Genomic DNA, 19,116 nt, shown 5'->3' with positions numbered 1-19,116 from the left:
GCTTCGCTACTGGAAGAGCGCGTCCGGAGTCGGCCCCGTGCCGACACCCGTACCGAGATCGGCGCGGGTCACCGGACGGATGGCTGTGGTCTCTCCTGACGCGAGGGGCCAGACCGACATCATCGGACCGTCGCCCGCCGCCTCCACGAGAAACCTCGCGCCGTACAGCGGGCCGCCGTCCTCGGGCTGTACGACGAGGACGTAGCGGTCCACCTTCTTCGACGGGGTGAGTGTGACGGCGATCGTCCTGCCCGGCTTCACGACCAGCTTCTGTGAGCCGAGCGACCGGCCATCGGCGTCGGAGAGTTCGGCACTCGCCCGGACCGCCCGGCTTCCCGGCGTCGACAGCACAAGCGTCGCCGTATGGTCCGGACCGCCGAGCGTGACCGGGACGACCGCCGGACCGGACAGTGAGCGGGACGCCGCGGTGTAGGCGACGTCGCGGACCCCGGTGCTCGGTCCGAGCTGACTACGCATCGTGGCGGTGATGGGGACGTCGGAGGTGAGGCGGATCGCGGCGGCCTGCCGCTGGGTCGCGCTGTCCAGGCGTACCTCCGCCACCGTGCCGGGCTTGACGTCGACACGACCGAGTTCAGCGGGTTGGAAGCTGCCTTCGGCGGCGAGCACCGACAGGTCGACGCTCGCGGTCGAGTCGCCGGGAGCGACGATGCTGAGGACCCGTTCGCCCCGGCCGGGCGCGACGCCGGGGATCACCACGTCCCGCCCGGGTCGCGCCGCCGTGGGAACCCAGTCGACGCCGACCGGAGTCTCGCCTTCGAGCGCGTCATCGCGAAGTGCGGCGACAACACGGCCGCGGGTGCTGACCACGGCCACCGCGAGGCGTTTGCTGGTCGGGGCGAGCTGGTCGAGTTCGACGACCGCTTGGCTGCGGGCTTTGACGGCGAGGCTGTGGATGCTGTCGGCGTCGACAGGACCGTTCTCGTCATAGAGCCGCAGCTCGACCTGGGCGTCGGCGTTGTCGGTGTTGGTGAGGTAGACCCGGCCGTGCCGTCCGAGCTGGCTGCTCGTGCCCACGAACCAGAACTCCGACCCCGGACTTGTGCACGCGGACTCCGCCAGACCTCGCAGCGGGCCCTCGCCGGTCCGCGTGATCTGGCCGGCGGTGGTGCCTGGAGCGATCGAACCCTGTGCGGACACGACGACCGGGGGTTCCTTGGGCTTGCGTACGGCATACGTCACGAGACGTTCGCGCCGGTCACCGGACGCCAACGGCGTGCGGGTGCCAAGAGGCGTGAGGTCGAGTCGGGGCTTCGCATTGCCGCGGGCGATCCGCAGGCCGGCATCGAGCAGCGATCCCTGTCCCGACGCCGCGACCGCCGCGACATCGGTCGATGTCGAACCCTTGGCGAAGCTCGATTCAGGGCAGATGAACGTCGCGCGCTCGAGCGGCAACCGAGTGGCCTGCAGGGCGGTTGTCGCCGGGCCCTGTCCGCTGGGCAGGAGGTTGGCCGCCAGTACGAGCGCGGCGAGGACGCCGATGACGAGACCGAGACGGATCACGACGCGGTTCACGGGCGTACCCCCTCACGAGGTCGCCTCGGACGCCCAGCCGGATTGGTCGGGTCGCGCGGCTCGCTCGGGTTCGCCGGGTCGCCCGGGCGGTCGCCCACCGGCTGCCTGGCTGCCCTCGAGGGGGTATCGGCCCGCCCCTGGACGAGCGATCGCCGTCCGGACCGGCCCCCGCCCCGAGCGTCACTTCGTCCCCGACCTCCGCCGCGCCGGCCAGACCCGGCATCGGCGCCGGGATAGCGTGCGCGGGCGCGGGTGGGCAGGGCGAAGATCAGGAACAGCAGGATGAGCGCACCTTGCACGACCAGCAGCTCGCCCTGCATCGCGGCCACGTGCGACAGCCTCAGCAACCCGCCCTCAGCGGGCAGCTCGAACGCCTGGGCCCAGCCGTCGTACCGGGCGGGGCGCAGGGGTTGCCCGTCGAGGTCGGCCTGCCAGCCCGGGTCGGCGGCTTCCGCGAGGACGAGCAGCCGCCCTGACGGACCGGCCGGGACCGAAAGAGTTCCCCGGCGGTCGTCGTGTCTCAGGATCTGTCCGAGGCCGTCGGTCGCCGCGGCGTTCCCGTCCCCGGCTCCCGCTCCGTCCCCGGCGACGACACGAGCGGCGCCGGCTGGGAGGTCGACCTGCCACGCTGCGGCACCCCGGGGCGCGCTCGCCCTGGACAGACCCGGGGTCGTGTCGAGCCGTTCGACCGAGCGCGTGTCCGCCGGCGGCGGGAGATAGACGTACCCGACCCCGTAGCCGGCAAGACGCGCCGCGACCGAGTCATGCTGGGCGTCGCTCAGCAGGTCACCCACGATGGCGTCGAGACCCGCGAGGGTCGTCGTGCTCGCGCCGACCTCGCCATCTCCGAGTCGGGAGACAGAGTTGCGGAGCGTGGCGTAGGAGACCGTTCCGCCGTCGGCCTGGATGACGAGCGTGCGCGGGTGGGTCTTCGAGTGCATCGCGTTCCGGATGTACGGAGGTACGGCGGAAGCCGGGGCACGGTCCAGCGGCCCGTCGGCACCACGGATCAGCCACCAGCCGGCGGCGACGACCGGGGTGGTGAACGCCACGACCGCGAGCAGCCCCGCAACCGGCTGGCGCCAGCTGAAGCTGTGCTGGCTGAAGACCCTTGTGGCCCCGTCGGCCGCCTGCCCGATCGCGAGAATCCAGCCGAGAGCGATCAGTGCCGCCGCGAGACCCGGCCAGGAGGGCACCGGCGTGGAGATCCACTCGGCCTGCAGAACCAGGCGGCTCTGTACCAGCCCCACGGCGAGGCTGACGAGACTCAGCAACCAGGCCGCGAGGACGCCGCGGCTCTGGTCGCGGCGGAGGATGGCGGTGAGAGCCACGAGGAGGAGCAGGGCGTAGATCCACGTCGGTGCGGCGTTCGGACCGCCGGGGCTGCCGAACAGCAGTGACATCGGAGCGAACTGGCTGTCCGCGAGGCCCGGGGAGGCGATCCCTGCCTCGCCCAGCAGCGACCGCGGGTTGTCGGCCAGGGTGGGCAGCCATGGGACCAGCGCCACCGGCGGGACGGCCAGCGCGAGTGCCACCCGGCCGCGGGAACCGCTGTGGCGAAGCCACGGGCCGATCGAGACGGCCAGGCCGAAGAGGAGGGCGACCCCGTAGGCCGCGGGGACGAACGCCACCATGACGGCGAGCAGCAGACCGGCCGCCCAGGCGGAGTTCCAGGAACCCACCATGGTGCGACGGGCGCCGACCATCCGGAGCACGGCGATGCCGAGGAGCGGCGTGACGACGATGGCGACGCAGGTACCGAGCCGGCCGCCGGCGATCGCGCCCGTCACGGCAGGGAGCAGGGCGTACGTTCCGGCCATCCACAGCCGGAGTGGCTGGGAGCCCACTACCGACCGGGCGAAGAGGAAACACGTGAGGCCGGCGAGCGGCACCGCGCCGAGAATCAGGACGTCGACAGCGAGCCACACCTTCCCGGCCAGGACCGTGGAGAGGATCGCCACCACGGCGAGGTAGGGCGGGGCGCCCCGGTCGCTGCCCAGATCGACCGGATGCCATGACTCGACGTAGCGCTGCCACAGGTCGACGACACTGGCCGGAGCCGGCAACAGCGCCGCACCGCCGAGTGACCCGCCACCCAGGAGGTCGCGCGCCGACGCGACGGCCAGGATCACCAGCGCGAGCAACAGGAGCACCGGGGGTCGGGTGACGAGCCAGCGCAGGACGCCCGGAGTTTCCTCGCTGAGGTCCTCCGCCTCCTCCGCGACCGGCCCCGACTCGACCGGCCGGCGGACCCGCTTTGCCGAGCCCGCGTGGGTGCCGGTCCGCACGCTCACGAGGGCGAGCAGAGCGTCGAACGCATGTTGGAGCCCGATCCACGGCGGCGGCATCAACCGGCGGATCACCCGGTGCGACACCCGCCGGAACTTCGCGCGGCGGCGACGACCGACGATGATCAGGTCCGGCCGCGAGAACACACCGACCGCCGCCATGAACTCGTCGTACGCCGCGTCCGGCCACTTCGCGATCAGCAGAGCGAGGACGCGCGACACCGCCCCGATGGCGAGCCGGAGCGCGACAAACGGGACCAGCCACAACGCGGAGTTGACGAGGAGCGTGTGCATCGCGTTGCGTCGGTCGACCCGGCGCGGGCGCCCGGAGACCGCGGGCGTCCGGCGGATTCCGCGGAAGCTCGCTTCGGCGTGGAAGACGAGGGCTTCGGGACAGACCATGACCCGGTGACCCGCGCGAACGGCGCGCCACCCGAAGTCGACGTCGTCGCGGTAGAGGCCGAACCGCTGGTCGAATCCGCCCAGCCGCTCGAAGACGTCGCGGCGGACGAGCATGCCGGCGGTGCTGACCGCGAGGACGTCGCGGACGGTGTCGTGCTGGCCCTGGTCGTACTCGCCGAACTCCAACCCCGTCTCGCGATTGCCGCTGCCGGCGATGGTGACGCCGAACTCGATCAGCCGACGGCCGTTCGGCCATTCGCGGAGCTTCGGCCCGAGAACGGCGGCCGAGGGCACCTCCGCCGCAAGCCGCAACAGTGCCGACAGGGCTTCCGGAGCGGGTGCGCAGTCATCGTGGAGCAACCACAACCACTCACCGGGCTGAGCCGGCGGAAGTATGCGTACAGCCTGGTCGACGGCGGCGCCGAAACCGGTGCGGGCCGGAGCGTCGATGACGACGCTGTGCCCGAAGGTCTCTGCGAGAAGCTCCCGCGAACCGTCGCGGCTTCCGGTGTCGACGGCGACCACGCGATCGGGCCTGCGGCGCTGGTCACGAAGCCCGGTGACCAGCTCGCCCAGCCACTGCGTTCCGTTGTGCGCGACGACCACGGCGGTGACGATCGCAGGCACGGGCGCCTGATGGCCGGGATGCGCGCTCATACGGGACGCTGAACCTCGTCGGGGCTGGGGGCCGATGCAAGGCCACACACTACGCGACGGTCACGACATATGGAGCCCGACCGTGGCAGTCCCGGGCGATCGCCGCAAGGCTCGCACCACCAGTCGTGTCGAACTCGACGAGAGTGTCGGGCGACGCAGAGCGGCGGTGCGGCTCGGGCCCGGATCCGACCCGCAGGTCAGATCCGGGCCCGAGTCAGCGCGAACGATCCGGCTGCTGTCCCGGTGAGGCCGGACAGCGCGGTCCAGGTCTCTGCTCGTGCGCCCTACCCGGCGCGTTTCTTCATCCGCCGACGTTCTCGCTCCGAGAGCCCACCCCAGATGCCGAAGCGTTCGTCATGCTCCAACGCGTAGGTCAGGCAGTTGGCGCGCACGTCACACACCATGCACACCTTCTTGGCCTCGCGGGTGGAGCCACCCTTCTCCGGAAAGAACGCCTCTGGATCCGTCTGCGCACACAGGGCGCGTTCCTGCCAGCTGAGCTCTTCCTCGGCGCCGCCGTGCAGCAGGCTCGGCTCTGCCACGGTCCTCGCCTCCTCGATCCACGTGTCCGTGGATTCAATCCCCGTTGACTGCTTCTCTGCTCGGATATCCATCCAGCCGGCCGACCGCACGGTCTCCCACCGGACTCCCGAACTCTGCTCATGTCCCACGCTTCAGGTGCTACCCCGGAAGAGTGCGAATGACACTGATGAAATTACATGCCGGAAATACCGTGAAGTCAACTCGTTGTCTGCTATACGCGACCCACGCAAATCCGGCGTGTCTGTGACGTACCAGGCCGGCTGGTTCGAAGTAGGGACTTTCGGCCCGGTCCGGCAAACCTTGCGTCGAGGGATACGGATGCTCCGCGCTCACCTCGGCGGCTGCGACCACCAGCCCTGCTGCCCAGCTTCACCCTGGGGTCGATCACGATCGGATGAGTCACCCTCGGTCTGCCCTGGGGTACGGCCGGTGCTCTCGCCTCCGCCCTGCTCGGGCGCCTCGTCACGACCGGCGTCCTGGCCAGTCGAACCGCGCGCCAGCATCCCGGAACCGTTGGCGTCCGATCCGCCGTGGTCCACCCCTTCGCCCGCCGCGCCCGTGGCCGGGCTGTCCGGACGGAGGAACGCGGTCTGGTCGACACCCTCAGTCCGGCCGCCCTGGTCACCCTGGGCGTACTGCTGACCGTAGGAGTTGAAGTCCTGGTGGGCGTATCCCGGGTAGGGCTGGTCCGTCGCCGGTGCGGAGTACGGCTGTCCGGGGGTCTGGTAGCTCTGGGCGCCGAAAGTGCCGTACTGGCCGTAGGCCTGCTGCTGATCCTGGCCGTAGGCCTGCTGCTGATCCTGGCCGTAGCCCTGCTGACCCTGCTGGTCCTGCCCGAAGCCCTGGTGCTGTTCCTGACCGTAGGCCTGCTGCGCCTGCTGGTCCGGCGCGTAGCCCTGCTGGTCCTGGTGGTACCCGGCGTAGGGGTTGTACTGCTGCTGGCCATAGCCCGGCTGTCCGTAGGCCTGCTGCTGCGGGTCCTGACCGTAGCCCTGCTGCATCTGCTGGTCCGGCGCGTAGCCCTGCTGGTCCTGACCGTATCCCTGCTGCGCGTGGTCCTGGCCCGCGTACTGCTGCTGCGGGTACTGCGGGCTCGCCTGGCCCTGCTCGCCTCCGGCGTACTGCTCCGTGCCCGCCTGCTGGCCGAACGCCTGGCCGGCGGAGACGTAGCCCGCGGAGTCGTGGCCGCCCTGCTGGCCAGGTGCCTGGCCGGCGGAGACGTACCCCGCGGACTCCTGGCCACCCTGCTGGCCGAATGCCTGCCCGGCAGACACATAGGCCGCGGGGTCCTGAGCCGCCTCCTGGCCAGGCGACGGGTACTGCGCCTGCTGGTATCCCTGCTGGGAATAGTCCTGCTGGCCGAAAGGCTGCTGGCCCTGCTGGCCGGCCTGGGCGACGGCCGCATAGTCGTGCGGGCCCGCCTGCTGACCCTGGGGACCTTGCTGGCCGTAGCCGGCGGCGCCGTACCCCTGCGGTGGGGCGCCGTAGGGCTGACCCGCGTACTGGCCGAACTGACCCGGCTGCCCCTGCGGCTGCCCGTGGAAGACCGGCTTGGCGGCCGGTGCCGGGAGCGCCTTGAACGACGAGATGACGAACAGCAGTGCCCCACCCAGCACCGCGAGATAGGCGACCTGCTGCCCGAAACGCGACCACTTGCCGAACGGTCCGGCGGCTTCGTTGATGGAGCTATCGACGCCGAGCGCCGAGGCCCACATCACCACGCCGAGGAGGCCCATGACGATGAGCGTCACCAGCACGATCAGGGTGAGGACGCGCGCGTTGGCGGTCGGTTCGCCGACGTGGGTGACGAGGACGACCGCGAGGACGAGCATCCCGACGAGGACCGGCGAGACGAAGCGATCCTGGAAGCTGAACGCCTTCAGCGTGAACTCGCCGTCGCCGACCAGAAGCAGGACGGCCACGACGCCCAGAACCACACCGGCGCCTACAAGCACCCACGCGAACAGCTCGCGTTGGGGCTTGGTTGTCTCCGAAACCACGGTGCTACCCCCTCATGGTGGTGATGTCGCACGGAAGCCTTCCACATCGGACACGTTCCCGCAGCCATGCCCCCCGCCACGGCTCCGGCCAGGAGGTGTGGGTCGAAGGGGACGATCTGGCGGCTGCCGGCGAGTTGGCGGGAGGGGGCACACTGGTCTGCGTGCGGATCACCGTTCTGGCCGGCGGCATCGGAGCTGCGCGCTTCCTCCGCGGTCTCATCGCCCAGGCACCCGAAGCCGAGATCACCGTCATCGGCAACACCGGCGACGATCTCACTCTCTACGGTCTGCGGGTCTCGCCCGACCTCGACACCGTGATGTACACCCTCGGCGGCGGCAACGACGAGGCGAAGGGCTGGGGTCGCGCCGACGAGTCCTGGAACGCGCTCGCCGAGATCCAGGCGTACGACGCCACGCCGTCGTGGTTCGGCCTGGGGGACCGCGACATCGGCACCCACCTGGTGCGGACCGCCCTCCTGGACGAGGGCCGGACGCTCTCGGAGGCCACGGCGGCGCTCACGGCGCGCTGGAACCTTCCGGTCCGGCTCGTGCCGATGACCGACCAGCGGGTCGAGACCCACGTGGTCGTCGAGGATCCCGACCAACCGGACGGGCGGCGGCGGCTGCACTTCCAGGAGTACTGGGTACGCCACCACGCCGAGCTGCCCGTCGTCGACGTGTGGTTCGACGGGATCGAGACGTCGGAGCCGGCGCCCGGGGTCCTCGACGCGATCGCCTCGGCGGACCTGCTGCTGCTGCCGCCGTCGAACCCGGTCGTGAGCATCGGGCCCATCCTCGCCGTGCCGGGTGTTCGGGATGCTGTCCTCGCCGCTCCGGCGCCGGTAGTCGGGTTGTCGCCGATCGTGGGCGGTGCGCCGGTTCGCGGGATGGCCGACAAGCTGCTGCCGGCGATCGGCGTCGACACCTCCGCGGCGGGCGTCGCCATGCACTTCGGTGGCCGGCGTTCGGGTGGGCTGCTCGACGGCTGGCTGGTCGACGAACGCGACGCCCATGCGGTCCCCCGGATCGAGCAGGCCGGGATCGCCGCCCGCGCGCTCCCGCTGCTGATGACCGACGTGCCGGCCGCCGCCGCGATGGCACGGGCCACGCTCGACCTCGCCGAGAAGGTACGCCGGTGAGCTCCGGCGCGCACCAGGGCGAGGTGGTGATCCGGCCGGTCCTCGGGATGCCAGAGGTCGAGGCCGGTGCGGATCTGGCCGGACTCATCGCCGCCCACACGGTGGACCTGCGCGACCACGACATCGTGGTGGTGTCGAGCAAGATCGTGAGCAAGGCCGAGGACCGGACCATCGCGGCGGCCGACGACGCGGCAGTCGATCCGCTGCAGGTCGCAGCGATGCGGGCCGACGCCATCCGCTCCGAGACCGTGCGGGTCGTCGCCGAACGCGGAGCGATGCGGATCGTCGAGACCCGGCACGGGTTCGTCATGGCGGCCGCCGGCGTCGACGCGTCCAACGTCGCGGCCGGGAGCGTACTCCTCCTGCCGGTCGACCCGGACGGCTCCGCGCGTGCCCTGCGTACCGCGCTGTCCGAACGCCTCGGCGTCACGGTCGGCGTGCTCATCACCGACACGTTCGGGCGTCCGTGGCGCTTGGGTCAAACCGACCTCGCGATCGGCGCCGCCGGCGTCCGCGTCATCGACAGCCACCGCGGCCGGCACGACGCCCATGGCAACGAACTCGCCGTCACCGCACCCGCGCACGGCGACGAGCTGGCCGGTGCCGCCGAGCTCGTGAAGGGCAAGATCGCGCAGGTGCCGGTGGCGATCATCCGCGGGCTCGCTGCGCTGGTGACGGAGGAAGACGGGCCGGGGGTGCGGGCTCTCGTGCGTACGGCCGAGGAGGACATGTTCCGGCTCGGCACCCGGGAGGCCGGCCGGGAGGCTGTGCGTTCCCGCCCGCGCGACGGGCTCACAGACGCGCTCCCGGACAGGCTCGCCGACGCGCCGGTCGACGTCGATGCCGTACGCCAGGCGGTTGCCGTGCTCCGTGTCCCCACCGGGCGAGGCGCTTCCAGTACGCGTGACTGGGGGCTGGCGGAGGTCGACGACGCGGAGGTCCGCAAACCCCTGCTCGACGTGGTCGGCCTACCGACGTCGGCGGCGTACGTCGCCGTGGCGTACGTCCGTACGCACGAATCGGCCGGTCGTACCGCGGCCCTCCTCGCACTGGGTGGGATCCGCGAGCGGCTAACACTGGCGTGTGCGGTCGAGGGAGTGGGTTCGGTCTGGATCCCCGCCGAGCGGTTCGGTGCGGCGCTTGTCCGGTCGATCCTTCCCGCCGACGCCGAGTCCGTCGGCATGCTCGCCATCGGCGCCGCACTTCCCTGAAGGGAGGGAACGCGGCCTGTTCTCACGTGGGCACGCCGCGCCCTCCCGCGGGCCCGCCGCGCCGGCCGATGATCATGAAGGAAAGTCGTCTATACGCCGCAAAATCTTCATGATCACGATCATGATCACGGGGGTCAGAGGCTGCGGTAGTCGCGGGGGGCGAAGCGAGGGCCGCGGCGCGGAGGCATGATCCCGGCGAGTTCGATCAACCGGGTGACCCGGTAGCGGTGACCAGGCCAGCGGGCGAGGACCGTCAGCATGGTTTCGTCGTCGTACGGCCGGCCGGCCAGCGCCCACCCCACCGCCTTGGCCAGGTGGAAGTCGCCGACCGACACCGCGTCGGGACACCCGTGCGCCCGCTGAAGCACCTCCGCGACGGTCCACGGTCCGACGCCCGGGATGGTGCGGAACGTGCGTTCGACCTCTGCGGGCGGGAGATCCAGGGTCCGCTCGAGCGTTTCCGCGAGCAGGGCGCACCGGACGAGGGTCCGCATGCGGTCTGGCCCCACGCCGGCGCGGTGCCACTCCCACGACGGTAAGGCCGCCAAGGTCGCCGCGTCGGGCGGCACCCGGAGAGTGACCGGTGCCGGGCCTGGCCCGGGCGCAGGCTCGCCGAACCTCCACACCAGCTCCCGCCAGGACCGCCACGCCTCCTTCGACGTGACCTTCTGCTCGAGGACCGCAGGCATGAGCGCCTCGAAAACCCGCCCGGTGCGGCACACCCGCCATCCGGCGAACCGTTTCGCCAGTGTCGCGACCAGCGGAAGGCCGGGCTCGAACCCGCTCGGGTCGTCCTCCGCGCCAACCAGCGCCGGCAGTCGGTCGAGCACCCAGGTCGCGCCGGGTCCCCATGCCCGCGCCTCGACCGCGGCGCGCCCCGGGTCCGCCGCGATGCGGACCGAGGCCGGCCCGTCCGGTGTTCGGGTGCCGCGCCACACCGCCCCGTCGGGCGTACACCGGTGCACCGGGTCGCCGGACCCCCGCCGCAACCCGGCGAGCGTCAGCGCTGGATCGACCGGCTGGTCGGTGATCAGGGTGCGTACGCGTTCAGTGGTTCGTTCCGGCACGCGGTCAGTGTCCCCGATCCCCTCCGCCGCGCCACCCCTGATCGGCACCCGCCGCGCCACTCCTGATCGGCGGCCCGCCCGTGATCATGATCGTGATCGTGAAGGTTTGTCGGCGAATCTGCCGCTATTCCTTCATGGTCATGGTGACAGAGCCCGATCTGCCGACTCATGATCATGGTGTCCGAGCCCGTTAGCCGACGCCAGTGGCTCGGCCCTCGGATGGGTGGTGCGGATCCCCGCTCACGCACACCTTCCGTACACTCTGGAGCTTCGGTCGCGTGGGTCGGCCGGCCCGAGGCGGAGGACGAGAAAACGTGGCAAAACGCAAGCCAGGCAGCCGACGCGAACGCATCGAGCAGATGCGGCGCGAGCAGCAGCGCGCCGAACGCCGTCGTACGGCGATCATCATCTCGGCCTGCGTACTTGTCGGCCTCGTCATCATCGGAGCGGCCGCGTTCGTGCCGGTCAAGAACTGGGTCACCAACCCCGCCCGCAAGCCGATGTCGGACTTCGGGGTGGCTGCGGCCCAGGCCAGTCTCAGCAAGGTCTCCAGCGACAGCGGCGCCGGCGTGTCCGACCACGTTCCCAACGGCCAGAAGGTCCCGTACAAGACGGTCCCGCCGTCGTCGGGTCCGCACTGGGAGCAGCCGGCGACGTTCGAGCGGAAGTTCTACTCCGCCGAGGACCGCCCGCCGCTGGAGATGCTGGTCCACAACCTCGAGCACGGCTACACGGTCGTGTGGTACGACGAAACCATCGCCAAGGACGCGGAGCAACTCGGCCAACTCAAGGACATCGCGCGCCGGTTCGAGTCGCGCCAGCCGGACAACTCCAAGAAGCTGATCGTGGCGCCGTGGAAGGTCGGCGAGGGGAAGTTCCCAGCTGGCAAGCATCTCGCGCTCACCCACTGGTCGAAGAGCAACGGCCACCGCCAGTACGCCGCCAAGGTCAGCGGGGCGGCGATCGAGGCGTTCATGAAGAAGTTCCCGGCGGCCGACTCACCCGAGCCCAACGCGATCTAGCCGGACCGGGCGGCGTGGGTCCGCCGGCCTCAGGCGTACCTGTTCCCGTGGGCATCGTGGACCCGCGCCACCAGGTCCTTCACCCGTTCGGCGGAACTCTTCGGGCAGACCATGGTGACGTCGCGGGTGTGCACGATGATCGTGTCCCGCAGGCCGACGGTGGCCACGAGGTGCTCGGGGTCGTCGCTCACGACGATGTTGCCCTCCGAGTCGACCAGGACGGTGACGGTGTTGGCGGCGTTGTGGGCGCTGTCGTTCTCCAGGGTCCGCGCCAGGGTCGGCCATGACCCGACGTCGAGCCAGTCGACCGCCATCGGTACGACGACGACCTTCGCGGCGCCGTCACCGCGCGCGGCCGGCTCCATCACCGCGTAGTCGATGCTGATCTTCGGCAGGTCGGCGTAGACCTCCTTGAGGACTACCGAACGGTCGGGACTGTCCCAGGCGTCGGCGATCCGCCGGACACCCGTAGCGGACTGGGGAAGGAACCGCTGCAGCTCCCCCAGCAGGGTGTCGGCACGCCAGACGAACATCCCCGAGTTCCAGAGGTGCCGGCCGGTCGCGAGGTAGGCGCTCGCGGTCGCCAGGTCGGGCTTCTCGGTGAACGCGGTCACGCCGAAGACCCGGGGCCTCCCGTGCTCGTCCCGGGGAGCGGCGACGGGCGCGGCGCGTTCGATGTAACCGAGGCCCGTGTGCGGGGCCGACGGCGGGATGCCGAACGTCGCAAGGACGGCGTGATCGCGCTCGACCGCCTCGAACGCGGTCTCCAACGCCTCTCGGAACGCCGGCATGGGCTCGATCACGTGGTCGGAGTTGACGAACGCCAGAACCGCATCAGGATCCCGCCGGGCGAGGACCGCACAGGCGAACCCGATCGCGTTGGCGGTGTCGCGGCCCAGCGGCTCGCCGAGATAGTTCTCCTCCGGAAGCTCCGGCAGGTGCTCGACGATCGCCTCGCGGTGGGCCGCGCCGGCGCAGACGAAGATCCGTTCGACGGGTACCAGGCCGAGGAGCCGTTCATAGGCCAGGCGGAGCAGGCTCTTGCCGCCGCCGACACTCAACAGCTGCTTCGGACGGGTTCCGCGCGACAGAGGCCACAGGCGGGTGCCCGTTCCCCCGGCGATGATGACGGCGTGCCGCATGTGACGGCAGCCTACGGCGCCCGATCGCGGCGCGGGTGCAGACCCGCGGATCAGTGCGCGAGCTCTGAGCCGCGCCAACCGTGGAGCGGGGAACCCGGCGATCCGGCGGGCGGGTCGCCGCGGACTGGCCCGCCACGGACTGGCCCGCCACGGTGCGCCGTGCCACCTCGCCTAAGCTCCGGACCTGTGGAGACCCGCTCGAGCCGCACGAACCCCCAACGCCCCACCACACCGGCCCGGCTGCTGGCCGCGGCTCTGGCGACCGACCCGGCGCGGCCGTTCCTGACGTTCTACGACGACGCCACCGGCGAACGCGTCGAACTCTCCCTCACCACGCTGGACAACTGGGTCGCCAAGACCGCCAACTTCTGCCAGGACGGGCTCGGCACCGAGCCTGGCGAACGGATCGCGCTCCTGCTTCCCCCGCACTGGCAGGGCGCCGTGTGGACGCTCGCCGCCTGGTCCGCCGGGCTCGTCGTCGACCTCGCCAGGACCGCCGGTGTCAGCGGCCCTGGCGCTACCGAGCCTGCGAGCGTCGCCGAGACTGCGTACGCCCCCACGATTGCGAGCGCCGCCGAGATCGTCGTGACAAGCCCGGAATGGTTGGCCGCGGCCGTGGCGGTGGGTGGGCGGGATACGGTCGCTCTCGCCCTGCGACCGCTAGGCGGCCCCTTCACCGACCCGCTCCCGGCGGGGGTGTGGGACTACGGCGCGGAGGTGGCGAGCTACGCCGACGAGTTCCATCCGTACGTCCCGGTCGATCCCGACGCGCCGTCCACGATCGTCGGCGACCCCGGAACGCCGGTGTCCGGCGCAGCCTTGGTCGCCGCCGCGCAGGCGCGCGCCGACCACCTCGGGTTGCAGCCGGGCTCCCGCCTGCTGACCGACACGAACCCGGCGGACCCCGGTGGTTACCTCGACGCCCTGCTGGCTCCCCTTGCCCGGAAGGCTTCGGTGGTCCTCGTCCGGAACCTCGACCGAAACCTTCTCGACCGGCGTACGCACGACGAGAAGGTCACCCACACCCACCTGGTCGCCTAGGACCCGAACGCGAAGTACGCCGAACGTAGGCCGAGCACCGACCGGACCCGGTCCTCTCCCCGGATCTCCTGCGTACCGCTGCTGCCGATGATCAACAGCCGGCTGACCCGGCCTCCCCACCGGCCGCCCCCTGACCTCTTGGCGACCCGGATCTCGACGATCGTGCCGATGGACGGATAGCGGTTTCTCAGGGACCGGGCGCTCACCGTGTCGGTCCAGGTGCGGTAGGGATTGGCGGTCGCCGCGCTGTCCCAGCCGTCCTGCGCGGCGCGCAGATACGGCAGGCCACCGTCCGCGGTCCAGCCCCCGTTCGACGAGCCGAACTCGGTGAAGGCGGCCTGGCTCCCGTAGCGCAGCGTCGTTCCGCGGGTCGCCTTGATCGCCTCGTTGGTGCCGGCGAACTCGTACTGCCGGATGACGTTCCAGGTCGCGCCGTAGCCCACCATGCCGGGATAGACCTGCGACGCCGACGTGTCGTAGACGTCGTAGTAGCTCGACGACCGGTTGGAGGAGGACCGGACCGCGTACGTGCGGGCCGCGATCGTCTGCGCCCGCAACGCCGCGCGGGGCCAACTGGCCGGCGACTCGGCGGGTACGACGGAGCGGAGGTAGTCCTCGTACGGCACGACGTTCACCGGGCGTACCCGCCCACTCCGCAGGACCACCCGCACGAAGCCGCGGTAGCCGCGCCGGATCCTGGTGCCGTCGCCGAGTTGCCGTTCGACCTGCACCTTGCCGTCCGTCGCGACGAACGACGCCCGCCCCGTCGCCGAGAGGCGGCCCGACCCCACGTAGGCGTGCCACCGTCCGCAGGTGTACGCATCGACCGCCATGTCGCGGCGGTACACGGCGCGGACCCGCCAGGTACTCACGCGGCAGCCGAGGTAGGAGACCGGCAGGCGGACCGGCCGGGTCTGGCCGCTCTCGTTGGTCCACCACAGGGTGAGTCCCGGTTCGGGGCGGACCCGGAACGCCCCAAGGTCGTGGCTGAGCCGGACCCTGATCTGAGCCGGCGTACTCCGGGCGACGAGCTTCGTCCCCGGGTAGTAGAAGCGGAGGATCTCGGGGTAGGTGCGCCCTGCCTTCGCCGCCGCGAACGCACCCCACTGGGACATGCCGCGCCCGTGCCCCCAGCCGTATCCGGTGACGCGGAACACGCCGTCGTCAGGGCGTACGCCCTGGGCGAGCGCTACCGGCGCCAGGGTCCCGGTCGAAGCCTCCGCGGCGTTCACCGGTCCGATCAGGGCACCGGCCACCGTCGCCAGGGCGGCCAGCGCCACCGCCGGCGGCCGTGTCCACCGCGCTCGTCCCGGGCGTCGCGCTCGTCCCGGGCGTCGCGAGCGACGTTGCGACTGCTCCGGTCCGCGGACAGCCTCGTCGGTCACGGTCAGCAGGCGTCGGTTCATGCGTCTCCCCCGATGGCGTGGCTTGGTTCGTCCCAGCCAGGCCACGGTGTCCGTCCGACATCTGACGACACACCGCATATGGGAGACATCTCAGTGACCTGCGTGCAGGCTGATGATCATGGTGCGACTCGCGGCGGTGGGCCTGGTCCACGAGGCGAACACCTTCGCGCCGTCGCGGGTCGACCTCGTGGACTTCGCCGCGGACGGGATCCTGCGCGGTCCCGAGATCGTCGACCGGCACGGTGATGCCGACACGACCATGGCGGGATTCCTCGCCGCCGGGTCCGCGCCCGGTGTCGAGGTCGTTCCGCTGGTCTTCACCACCACCACGCCGGGCGGTCCGATCACACCGGATGCCCTCGAGACCCTCGCGGACGAGATCCTCAGCACGCTTGCCGAGACCGGACCCTGGGACGGCGTCCTCGCCGCGCTCCATGGTGCCGCCGTCGCCGAGCACCGCGACGACGCGGACGGCTACCTCCTCCGGCAGGTCCGGGTGGCGGTAGGACCCGACACGGTGGTCGGAGCCGCACTCGACCTGCACGCCAACCTGAGCGCCGCGGTCTGTGCGTACGCCGACATCGTGACCACCCACCGCACGAACCCGCACCTGGACGCCCGACTGCGGGCCGAGGAGCTCGCGGCCCTCGTCGTACGCACCGCGCGGGACGAGATCCGCCCCAGCCAGGCGCTGGTCCAGGTGCCCGCGGCTCTTGGCATCCTCGCGCAGAACACCGGCGAGCCGCCGATGCGCGAGATCCTCGCCGGGCTCGACGAGGTGCTCGCGTCGCCGGGTGTCCTGACCGCCTCCGTCGCCCAGGGCTGCCCGTATGCCGACGTGCCCCACATGGGCATGGCCACCCTGGTCGTCACCGACGGCGATCCGAGCGCTGCCCGCTCCTGGGCCGCCGCCCTGGCGCGGCAGGTGTGGTCGCGGCGGCACGAGTTCAGCGGCCGGTCGGCACGGCTCGCCGAGGCGCTCCACCGGGCGGCGACGGCGAGGAAAGGGCCGGTCCTGTTACTGGACGTCGGCGACAACATCGGCGCCGGTGCTCCGGGCGACTCGGTGGTGATCGTCGCGGCCGCCCGGCAGGTCGGTCTCACCGGTCTGCTCGCGATCCTCGTCGACGCCGACGGGGTGACCCGCTGCCACCGGGCGGGCACGGGCGGGCGGGTCGAACTGCTCGTCGGCGCGCGGACCGATCCGCGCGTGGGCCCACCGCTCACCGTCGGTGGGGTCGTCCGTAGGTTGCACGCCGGACGGTACGAGGACCCTGGGCCGACCCATGCCGGGCATCGGCACTACGACGCCGGGCCGACCGCGGTCGTCGAGGTCGACGGTGGGCCGACGCTGGTGCTGACCACCCGGCCGACGCCGCCGACCAGCCTGGTGCAGCTCACCTGCCTCGGCCTGGATCCCACGGGTTTCCGCGCCATCGTGGCGAAGGGCGTGCACGCGCCGCTCGCGGCGTACGCACCTCTCGCCACCGAGATCATCGCGGTCGACACCCCCGGCGTGACGAGCGCGGACCTGCGGCGGTTGTCCTACCGGCGGCGGCGCTATCCCCTGTGGCCGTTCGAGCAGGACGTCACGTTTGGTTGAGTGGCTTTCACGACGGGTCTGCCGGCATCAGTGGTCGCGGCGCGTGTGGGCGAACTCTTCGTACGCCCGCAGTGCCGTGGGATCGGCGAGGGCGCCGGCGCTCGCCGCCTCCTCGGGCGGCCGGCCCTCCAGGATCCGCTTCACCGGGACCTCGAGCTTCTTGCCCGACAGGGTGCGGGGTACGGCGGCAACGCGGACGATCTGGTCCGGAACGTGCCGCGGGGACAGGTTCCGGCGCAGCTCCGTGGCCAGCTTCGCCCGCAACGCGTCGTCGAGCTGGACGCCTTCGGGAAGGACGACGAACAGCAACAGCTCCTCCGTACCCGCTGCCGGGTCGTCCAGGTGGATGACCAGACTGTCGACGATCTCCGGCAGAGCCTCGACGGCCGAGTAGAACTCCGCCGTGCCCATCCGGACCCCGCCCCGGTTGAGGGTCGCGTCGGACCGCCCGGTGATGACGCAGGTACCGCGCTCGGTGATCTCGATCCAGTCGCCGTGGCGCCACACGCCGGGGAAGTCCGCGAAGTACGCCGCGCGGTAACGGGAACCGTCGGTGTCGCCCCAGAAGCCGACGGGCATCGACGGCATCGGGCGTTCGATCACGAGCTCGCCGAGTTGCCCTACGACCCTGTGGCCGGCCGGGTCGTACGCCGCCACCGCCGCGCCCAGGCACGGGCACGCCAGCTCGCCGGCATAGACGGGTAGCAGGGGCGAGCCGCCGATGAAACCCGTGCACAGGTCCGTACCGCCGGAGAACGACTGCAGCAGCAGGTCGGGGTTGACGTTCTCGTAGACGTAGGTGAAGCCGTCCGCCGGCAGTGGCGCGCCGGTCGAGCCCAGGCCGCGGATCCGCGACAGGTCGGCGATGTCCGCGGGACGCAACCCGGCCTTGCGGCAGCTCATCAGGAACGGCGCGCTCGTCCCGAAGAACGTGACCCCGCACTCGTCGGCCAACCGCCAGAGGTAGCCGAGGTCGGGATGCGCGGGATTGCCGTCGACGAGCACCACCGTCGCTCCGACGAGCAGGCCCGAGACCAGGGCGTTCCACATCATCCAGCCGGTCGTCGAGAACCAGAAGAACCGGTCTCCCGGGCCCAGGTCGAAGTGCAGGGCCAGGGTCTTGAGGTGTTCGAGCAGGATCCCGCCGTGCCCGTGGACGATCGGCTTCGGCAGTCCGGTCGTCCCCGACGAGTAGAGAACGTAGAGCGGGTGGTCGAACGGCACCCGCTCGAACGTCAACTCCGGCGTCTCCCCGGCCGCGACTCCGCCACTGCCTCCACCCAGCAGGTCGTCCCACGCCAGGACGTCGGGGATCGCGGCGGCCCGCTCCGCCGAGAGGTACGGCACCACCACGACGTGCCGCAGCCCCGGCAGCGCGGCCCGGATCGCGGCTACCTCGGCGGTCCGGTCGATCTCCTTCGGGCCGTAGACGTAGCCGTCGACCGCGACCAGCACCGTCGGTTCGATCTGGCTCCACCGGTCGACGACGCTCCGCGTACCGAACTCGGGCGCGCACGAGGAGAACACCGCACCCAGGCTCGCGGTGGCGAGCAGGAGCACGAGCGCTTCGGGGATGTTCGGGAGGTACGCGGCAACCCGGTCACCCCGGCCGACACCGAGGCGCTGCAGGCCGGCGCGGGCCATGGCCACCGCGGCCCGCAACTCTGCGGCGGTGAGCTCGACCGGCTTCCGCGTCTGTGACCGCGCCACCACGACCGGGCCGGTCTCCTGCAGGTCGGCGAGCATGCGTTCGGCGTAGTTCAGTCCTACGCCGGGAAACCACTCCGCCCCCGGCATGGCGTCGCTCGCGAGCACGGACGTGACGCGGGAATCGGACGACACACCGAAGTAGTCCCAGATGCTGCCCCAGAACCCGGGGAGGTCGTCGACGGACCAGCGCCACAGGGCGTGGTAGTCGTCGAAGGCCAGGCCGCGTTCGCGTTCCAGCCAGGCGAGGTAGTGGCCGACCCGGCTCCGCTCACGAGCGTCGGCCGGCGGTTTCCAGCAGATCGTGCCCGGCTCCGTCATCCCTCGCCGACTCCCTCCGTCTCGCAGGCGTGGC

At 71.4% G+C, this 19,116-nt stretch carries 13 protein-coding genes; 5 read left to right on the top strand and 8 right to left on the bottom strand.

Translation table 11 applies throughout. The annotated features are described in order from the left end of the window. Positions 1-6 precede the first annotated feature (6 nt). The 4 genes from ABNF93_RS07695 to ABNF93_RS07680 form a co-directional block, all read right to left on the bottom strand. Positions 7-1,533, bottom strand: coding sequence for a DUF5719 family protein (locus ABNF93_RS07695; protein ID WP_349327023.1), 1,527 nt, complete (start codon positions 1,531-1,533; stop codon positions 7-9). Next, positions 1,530-4,850 carry a glycosyltransferase gene (locus tag ABNF93_RS07690; RefSeq protein WP_349327022.1) on the bottom strand — a complete coding sequence of 1,107 codons (3,321 nt, stop codon included), beginning with the start codon at positions 4,848-4,850 and terminating at the stop codon, positions 1,530-1,532. The genes ABNF93_RS07695 and ABNF93_RS07690 overlap by 4 nt, the downstream gene beginning before the upstream one ends. 314 nt (positions 4,851-5,164) lie before the next feature. Continuing rightward, a complete protein-coding gene (locus tag ABNF93_RS07685; RefSeq protein ID WP_349327021.1) occupies positions 5,165-5,422 on the bottom strand; it encodes a WhiB family transcriptional regulator in 258 nt (85 codons plus the stop codon). A 330-nt stretch (positions 5,423-5,752) separates the two neighbouring features. Continuing rightward, positions 5,753-7,423: a hypothetical protein gene (locus ABNF93_RS07680; RefSeq protein WP_349327020.1), complete on the bottom strand. Its 1,671-nt coding sequence runs from the start codon at positions 7,421-7,423 to the stop codon at positions 5,753-5,755. A gap of 161 nt (positions 7,424-7,584) precedes the next feature. On the opposite strand from ABNF93_RS07680, the gene cofD reads away from it, so the two are divergent. Further along, positions 7,585-8,562, top strand: coding sequence for a 2-phospho-L-lactate transferase (gene cofD / locus ABNF93_RS07675; RefSeq protein WP_349327019.1), 978 nt, complete (start codon positions 7,585-7,587; stop codon positions 8,560-8,562). Beyond that, entirely contained in the window at positions 8,559-9,773 is a 1,215-nt protein-coding gene (locus ABNF93_RS07670; protein WP_349327018.1) for a coenzyme F420-0:L-glutamate ligase, read from the top strand. The genes cofD and ABNF93_RS07670 overlap by 4 nt, the downstream gene beginning before the upstream one ends. Before the next feature lie 134 nt (positions 9,774-9,907). Here ABNF93_RS07670 and ABNF93_RS07665 read toward each other — a convergent pair whose 3' ends face one another. Further along, positions 9,908-10,840 carry a DNA-3-methyladenine glycosylase family protein gene (locus ABNF93_RS07665; protein ID WP_349327017.1) on the bottom strand — a complete coding sequence of 311 codons (933 nt, stop codon included), beginning with the start codon at positions 10,838-10,840 and terminating at the stop codon, positions 9,908-9,910. A 314-nt stretch (positions 10,841-11,154) separates the two neighbouring features. Between ABNF93_RS07665 and ABNF93_RS07660 the strand changes: the two genes are divergently transcribed. Next, the gene (locus ABNF93_RS07660; protein ID WP_349327016.1) at positions 11,155-11,862 is read left to right on the top strand and encodes a DUF3105 domain-containing protein; all 708 of its coding nucleotides are present in this window, start codon (positions 11,155-11,157) and stop codon (positions 11,860-11,862) included. Between the two features lie 29 nt (positions 11,863-11,891). Here ABNF93_RS07660 and ABNF93_RS07655 read toward each other — a convergent pair whose 3' ends face one another. Next, entirely contained in the window at positions 11,892-13,004 is a 1,113-nt protein-coding gene (locus tag ABNF93_RS07655) for a mannose-1-phosphate guanylyltransferase (protein WP_349327015.1), read from the bottom strand. Between the two features lie 186 nt (positions 13,005-13,190). Between ABNF93_RS07655 and ABNF93_RS07650 the strand changes: the two genes are divergently transcribed. Continuing rightward, complete coding sequence (locus tag ABNF93_RS07650) at positions 13,191-14,045, top strand: TIGR03089 family protein (RefSeq protein WP_349327014.1); 855 nt, start codon at positions 13,191-13,193, stop codon at positions 14,043-14,045. On the opposite strand, the gene ABNF93_RS07645 is transcribed toward ABNF93_RS07650, so the two are convergent. Beyond that, positions 14,042-15,451, bottom strand: a complete 1,410-nt coding sequence (locus tag ABNF93_RS07645; RefSeq protein ID WP_349327013.1) for a SpoIID/LytB domain-containing protein — start codon at positions 15,449-15,451, stop codon at positions 14,042-14,044. The two genes, ABNF93_RS07650 and ABNF93_RS07645, sit on opposite strands and share 4 nt — an antisense overlap. Before the next feature lie 118 nt (positions 15,452-15,569). Here ABNF93_RS07645 and ABNF93_RS07640 point away from each other — a divergent pair, with 118 nt between their 5' ends. Further along, on the top strand, positions 15,570-17,054 hold the full coding sequence (locus tag ABNF93_RS07640) for a M81 family metallopeptidase (RefSeq protein ID WP_349327012.1): 1,485 nt from the start codon (positions 15,570-15,572) through the stop codon (positions 17,052-17,054). 27 nt (positions 17,055-17,081) lie between these two features. Here ABNF93_RS07640 and ABNF93_RS07635 read toward each other — a convergent pair whose 3' ends face one another. Next, entirely contained in the window at positions 17,082-19,082 is a 2,001-nt protein-coding gene (locus ABNF93_RS07635) for an acetoacetate--CoA ligase (RefSeq protein ID WP_349327011.1), read from the bottom strand. Between the last annotated feature and the right edge of the window lie 34 nt (positions 19,083-19,116).

Origin of the sequence: Actinopolymorpha sp. B9G3 (assembly GCF_040120725.1) — a bacterium.
GTDB lineage: Bacteria > Actinomycetota > Actinomycetes > Propionibacteriales > Actinopolymorphaceae > Thermasporomyces.
The sequence above is the reverse complement of the archived record's forward strand: the minus strand, read 5'-3'. Positions and strand labels throughout refer to the sequence as shown.